This window comes from Streptomyces sp. UNOC14_S4, from assembly GCF_020740835.1.
In the GTDB taxonomy this organism is placed as follows: Bacteria; Actinomycetota; Actinomycetes; order Streptomycetales; family Streptomycetaceae; genus Streptomyces.
The window spans coordinates 1-6,023 of the sequence record NZ_JAINFC010000463.1 but is presented as its reverse complement, the minus strand read 5'-3'; the positions used below and the strand labels follow the sequence as shown (position 1 = coordinate 6,023).

The 6,023-nt window shown below is 73.6% G+C and carries 5 protein-coding genes; 3 read left to right on the top strand and 2 right to left on the bottom strand.

Translation table 11 applies throughout. The features are described 5' to 3' along the window. The 3 genes from aroA to K6I34_RS29590 all read left to right on the top strand — a co-directional run. Positions 1-1,346: 3-phosphoshikimate 1-carboxyvinyltransferase (gene aroA, locus K6I34_RS29600; RefSeq protein WP_229330561.1), on the top strand; the 1,346-nt coding region annotated here is incomplete at its 5' end. 18 nt (positions 1,347-1,364) lie between these two features. Then, positions 1,365-2,372 (top strand): ribosome small subunit-dependent GTPase A, encoded by a 1,008-nt coding sequence (gene rsgA, locus K6I34_RS29595; RefSeq protein WP_229330559.1) that lies wholly within the window; start codon positions 1,365-1,367, stop codon positions 2,370-2,372. A gap of 101 nt (positions 2,373-2,473) precedes the next feature. Then, positions 2,474-2,797, top strand: a complete 324-nt coding sequence (locus K6I34_RS29590) for a multidrug efflux SMR transporter (protein ID WP_121799623.1) — start codon at positions 2,474-2,476, stop codon at positions 2,795-2,797. Positions 2,798-3,024: 227 nt separating this feature from the next. Here the strand turns inward: K6I34_RS29590 and K6I34_RS29585 are convergent, their stop codons facing one another. Beyond that, positions 3,025-5,118, bottom strand: coding sequence for an ABC transporter ATP-binding protein (locus K6I34_RS29585; protein WP_229330557.1), 2,094 nt, complete (start codon positions 5,116-5,118; stop codon positions 3,025-3,027). Beyond that, positions 5,115-6,023: ABC transporter permease (locus tag K6I34_RS29580; protein ID WP_229330555.1), on the bottom strand; the 909-nt coding region annotated here is incomplete at its 5' end. The genes K6I34_RS29580 and K6I34_RS29585, both read right to left, overlap by 4 nt.

The following is a 6,023-nucleotide window of genomic DNA, read 5'->3' as shown; positions in this document are numbered from 1 at the left end:
CCCCCACCGCGACAGGGGCCGTCGACGCGACGGTCACCGTGCCCGGATCGAAGTCGGTCACCAACCGCGCCCTGGTCCTGGCCGCCCTCGCCGCCGAGCCCGGCTGGGTGCGCAGGCCGCTGCGCTCGCGCGACACCCTGCTGATGGCGGAGGCGCTGCGGGCCCTGGGCGTGGGCATCGAGGAGACCGTCTCGTCCAGCTCCACCGGCGCGGGCTCCGGCACCACCGGTTCCGCCGGCTCCGGCGAGGCGTGGCGGATCATCCCGGCCCGGCTGCACGGCCCGGCCGCCGTCGACGTGGGCAACGCGGGCACCGTCATGCGCTTCCTGCCGCCCGTCGCCGCCCTGGCCGACGGCCCCATCCGCTTCGACGGCGACCCGCGCAGCCACGAGCGGCCGCTGCACGGCGTGATCGACGCGCTGCGCGCGCTGGGCGCCCGCATAGACGACAACGATCGCGGCGCGCTGCCGCTGACCGTGCACGGCTCCGGGGGGCTGGACGGCGGGCCCGTCGAGATCGACGCGTCCTCGTCCTCCCAGTTCGTGAGCGCGCTGCTGCTGTCCGCGCCGCGCTTCAACCAGGGCGTAGAGGTCCGGCACACCGGTGCCGTGCTGCCCTCGATGCCGCACATCCGGATGACCGTGGACATGCTGCGCATGGCGGGTGCCCAGGTCGACACCCCGGAGTCCGGCGGCGAGCCGAACGTGTGGCGGGTCTCCCCCAGCGCCCTCCTCGGGCGCGACCTGGTCGTGGAGCCGGACCTGTCCAACGCGGCGCCGTTCCTGGCCGCCGCCCTGGTCACGGGCGGCCGGGTCACCATCCCCGACTGGCCCGAGCGCACCACCCAGCCGGGCGACGCGCTGCGCGAGATCTTCACGGCCATGGGCGGCCGCTGCGAGCTCACCGAGGCCGGGCTGACCTTCTCCGGCACGGGCCGGATCACCGGCATCGAGGCCGACCTGCACGAGGTCGGCGAGCTCAGCCCGGTGATCGCCGCGGTCGCGGCGCTCGCCGACTCCGAGTCCGTCCTGAGCGGCATCGCCCACCTGCGGCTGCATGAGACGGACCGGCTGGCCGCGCTCGTCAAGGAGATCAACGCGCTCGGCGGCGACGTCTCCGAGACCGAGGACGGCCTGCGCATCCGCCCGCGCCCGCTGCACGGCGGCGTCTTCCACACCTACGAGGACCACCGGCTGGCCACCGCCGCGGCCGTCATCGGCCTGGCCGTCGAGGGCGTCCAGGTGGAGAACGTCGCGACGACCGCCAAGACCCTCCCCGACTTCCCGGAGCTGTGGACCGGGATGCTCGGACCCGTCGCGGGGGCGACGACGGTGACCAGGGCCTGAGAAGAGCGGAAGAGCACCATGCGCCGCTACGGCAAGAACCCCGACGAGGACGACGTCCGCGTCCGCCCCAACCGCAAGGGCAACCGCCCCCGGACGAACATCCGCCCGAAGCACGAGGACGCCGCCGAGGGCTTCGTCCTCACCGTCGACCGCGGGCGGCTGACCTGCCTCGTCGAGGACCGCACGGTCATCGCGATGAAGGCCCGTGAGCTGGGCCGCAAGGGGGTCGTGGTCGGGGACCGGGTCGCCGTGGTCGGCGACCTCAGCGGCGCCAAGGACACCCTGGCGCGGATCGTCCGCGTCGAGGAGCGCTCCTCCGTGCTGCGCCGCACGGCGGACGACGACGACCCCTTCGAGCGGGTCGTCGTCGCCAACGCCGACCAGCTCGCGATCGTGACCGCGCTCGCCGACCCCGAGCCGCGGCCGCGCCTGATCGACCGCTGTCTGGTCGCGGCGTACGACGCGGGCCTGGAGCCGCTGCTCGTGCTCACCAAGTCGGACCTCGCCTCGGCGGACAAGCTGCTGGAGTCCTACGGCACGCTCGGCGTGCCGTACGTCGTCACCAGCCGCGAGGAACTGGCCTCCGGCGGCGCCGCCGAGCAGGTGCGCGAGCGGCTGCGGGACCGGGTCACCGCCTTCGTCGGGCACTCCGGCGTCGGCAAGACGACGCTGGTCAACGCGCTGGTCCCGGACCGGCAGCGGGCCACCGGCCATGTGAACGCGGTCACCGGCCGCGGCCGCCACACCACGACCTCGGCCCTGGCCCTGCCGCTGCCCGGCGGCTCCGGCTGGGTGATCGACACCCCGGGCGTACGCTCCTTCGGCCTGCACCACGTGGACCCCGCCAGGGTGATCCACGCGTTCCCCGACCTGGAGCCCGGCACGGAGGGCTGCCCGCGCGCGTGCAGCCACGACGAGCAGGACTGTGCCCTGGACCAGTGGGTGGCCGACGGACACGCCGAACCGCAGCGGCTCTACTCCCTGCGGCGGCTCCTTGCCACGAGGGAGCGGCGCGAAGGCGACTGATCGCCTACGTTTGCGAGTGACCGTCACCGGCAAGTGCAACAAACACACCGGAAACAGATTCGGGCGGACGGCGGTCACGACGAGACACGGGAGGCATTCTGATGGCGTGGCTGCTGGTCGTGGTCGCAGGTCTGCTCGAAACGGGCTTCGCCGTCTGTCTCAAACTCTCGCACGGCTTCACCCGGCTGTGGCCCACGATCGCGTTCGCGGCGTTCGCGCTCGGCAGCTTCGGCCTGCTGACGCTCTCCCTGAAGAAGCTGGACGTGGGCCCGGCCTACGCGGTCTGGACGGGCATCGGCGCGGCCGGCACCGCCATCTACGGCATGATCTTCCTGGGCGACCTGGTCTCGACCCTGAAGCTCGTCTCGATCGGCCTGGTGATCCTGGGCGTGATGGGCCTGCAGCTTTCCGGTTCCGCGCACTGAGGTAACCGTGCCCCTGTGACCGGGGGCTCCGCCCCCGGACCCCCGTTGTCGTGGTGCGGCCCGGTGGTCCGGTTGTGCCCACCCGTTCCGCCGTGCGGAACGCCTGCCCACAACCAGGAAGGTGACGCGTAAGGGCGCGCCCCGTAAGGGGCGCGGGGAACTGCGCGACCAGCCGTCGACGACCCGCAGTCGCCCACCGGGCCCGGGTGGCAACCCGGCAGGCGCCCCTACCCGCCGTGCGGAAAGTGGCAGGCGACAGCCCCCAAAGGACGCTCCCGCTCGCAGCGGGACCTGGCCTCGGGCGCCAGCCCGGTCGCATACAGAGGGCACCGCCCTCGAAACCCGCACCCCTCCACCCGCAGCACAGGGCTCGGCGGGTCCCCCGCCAGCAAGATCCGCTCGCGCCCTCGCTCAAGCGAGGGGTCAGGAACCGGCACAGCCGAAAGCAGCGCCCGCGTATACGGATGCCGAGGCCGGGCGAAGACCTCCTCCACCGGCCCCGACTCGACCGTACGCCCGAGGTACATGACGCTCACCCGGTCGGCGACGTGCCGTACGACCGACAGGTCGTGGGAGACGAAGAGATACGCCAGCCCCAGCTCGTCCTTGAGGCGCCGCAGCAGGTTGAGGACGCCCGCCTGCACGGAGACGTCGAGCGCGGACACCGGCTCGTCCAGTATCAGGAGCTCCGGTTCGACGGACAGGGCCCGCGCGATGCCGATGCGCTGCCGCTGACCGCCGGAGAACTCGTGCGGGAAACGGGCCGCGTGGGCCGCCTCCAGACCGACGAGCCGCAGCAACTCGGGAACGCGCCGGGCCACCGCACTCCGCCCGGCGCCCTGCGCACGCAGTGGTTCGGCGACGATGTCGCCGACGGTCATCCGGGGGTCGAGGCTGGCCATCGGGTCCTGGAAGACGATCTGTACGGAGCCGCGCAGCTCCCGCGCCTGACGCTTCGTCACTCCCCGGACGTCGTGCCCCAGCAGCTCGACCTCGCCCGCCTCGGGCGGGGCCAGCCGCAGGATCTCCAGGAGCGTGGTGGACTTGCCGGAGCCGGACTCCCCCACCAGGCCCAGCGTCTCGCCGCGCCGGATGTCGAGGTCCACGCCGTCCACGGCGTACACGCTGCCGACCCGCCGCTTGAACACGGCACCCTTGAGGACGGGGAAGGTCTTGGCGAGGCCCTCGACCCGCAGGACGGCGGGGAGTTCGGCGCGGGGGACCTCCTCCCGTACGTCCGCGGGCACATCGGCGGGGAACAGCTCGGGGGCGGTCAGACCGCGCGCGGCGACCTCGGCCGCCTTCACGCAAGCCACACGGTGCCCCTCCGTACCGTCCAGCTCCGGCTCCGCCGCCGCGCACGCGTCGTCGGCGAGCGGGCAGCGCGGCGCGAACGCGCAGCCCCGCGGCAGCAGCCGGAGTTCGGGCGGCGTGCCGGGGACGGGCGTGAGCACGCGGGCCCCGGGCCGGGGCACGGCGCCCAGGAGGCCCATGGTGTACGGCATGCGGGGCGCGGCGAAGAGCTCCGGCGCGGGGGCGCTCTCGACGACGCGTCCCGCGTACATCACGGCGACCCGGTCGGCCATGCCCGCGATCACGCCGAGGTCGTGGCTGACGAGCAGCAGGGCGGCACCGGTCTCGCGCTGCGCGGTCCGCAGCACGTCGAGGATCTGCGCCTGCACGGTGACGTCGAGGGCGGTGGTGGGTTCGTCGGCGAGGATGACGTCGGGGTCGTTGGCGACGGCCATGGCGATCATCGCCCGCTGGCGCATGCCGCCGGAGAACTCGTGGGGGTAGGCCCGGGCGCGGTGCCCGGGGTCGGGGATGCCGACCAGGTCGAGGAGTTCGACGGCGCGACGGCGGGCCTGTTCACGGCCGACGTCCTGGTGGATGCGTACGGCCTCGGCGATCTGGTCGCCGACGCGGTGGACGGGGGTGAGCGCGGACAGCGGGTCCTGGAAGACCATGGCCATGCGGCGGCCGCGCAGCCGGGCCAGTTCCCGCTCCCCCGCCCCGAGCACCTCGTCGCCGCCGACACGCACCGAGCCGCGGACGCGTGCCGTGCGCGGCAGCAGGCCCATCGCGGCGAGGGCGACGGTGGACTTGCCGGAGCCCGACTCACCGACCAGGCCGAGGACTTCGCCGCGGCGCAGCGCGAGGTCCACGCCCCGTACGGCGGGCAGGGGCCCGTCGGGCCCGGCGAAGTCGACGCGCAGGTCGCGGACGGCGAGAACGGGGGCCTCCGTTTCCGTCGTCGACGACGCCTTCGATGTCGCATTCGGTGACGCCTCCGACGACGCCTCCGCGTACGGCCCGGTCATGCCCGGCCTCCCTTCCGGCGCGGGCGGCGCCTGCGGTGCTGTGCCGACGTGGGGTCCAGCGCGTCGCGCAGGCCGTCGCCGAGGAAGTTCACGGCGAGGACGAAGACGACGAGGAGCCCGGCGGCGAAGAAGAACATCCACGGGTAGGTGAGGGCGGCGTCGGAGCCGTCGGCGATGAGGGTGCCGAGCGAGACGTCCGGCGGCTGCACGCCGAAGCCGAAGTACGACAGGCCGGTCTCGCTCATCACGGCGCCGCCGACGGCGATGGTGGCGTCGACGATCAGGAAGGACGAGACGTTCGGCAGGATGTGCCGGAAGACGATGCGCAGCGGGTGCACGCCCATCAGCTGCGCGGCGCGGACGAAGTCGCGTTCCTTGAGGGAGCGGGTCATCGAGCGGACCACCCGGGCGGTGATCATCCAGCCGAAGACGGCGAGGAGTCCGACGAAGGCGAGCCAGCCGAGCTCGCGCAGCCGGGGCGAGACGATGGCGATGATCAGGAACGCGGGGAAGACGAGCAGCAGGTCGATGCAGAAGGTGACGATCCGGTCGGTCCAGCCGCCGAAGTAGCCCGCGCAGGCGCCGACGACGGAGGCGAGGACGGTCGCGAACAGCGCCACCAGCAGGCCGATGAGCAGGGACTTCTGGAGGCCGTGCAGCACCTGCGCGTAGACGTCCTGGCCGATGCGGGTGGTGCCCCACCAGTGGGTGGCCGACGGCGCCTGGCGCAGCGCGCCGTAGTCGATGTCGGTGTGGCTCCAGCGGGTGAGGTGGGGCCCGACGAAGGCGAGCAGGAAGAGCAGGAGGAGGACGGCGGCGCCGGCGACGGCGTTGGGGTTGGCGGCGAAGCGGCGCAGGGCGACGCGGGCCCGGCCCGGAGGCCGTTCGTCGACGGGCTCCCCGGC

What these genes read in the sequence shown, in the direction of transcription:
- rsgA (WP_229330559.1), top strand. Translation starts at nt 1,365, where the DNA reads ATGCGCCGCTACGGCAAGAACCCCGACGAGGACGACGTCCGCGTCCGC.
- K6I34_RS29590 (WP_121799623.1), top strand. Translation starts at nt 2,474, where the DNA reads ATGGCGTGGCTGCTGGTCGTGGTCGCAGGTCTGCTCGAAACGGGCTTC.
- K6I34_RS29585 (WP_229330557.1), bottom strand. Translation starts at nt 5,118, where the DNA reads ATGACCGGGCCGTACGCGGAGGCGTCGTCGGAGGCGTCACCGAATGCG.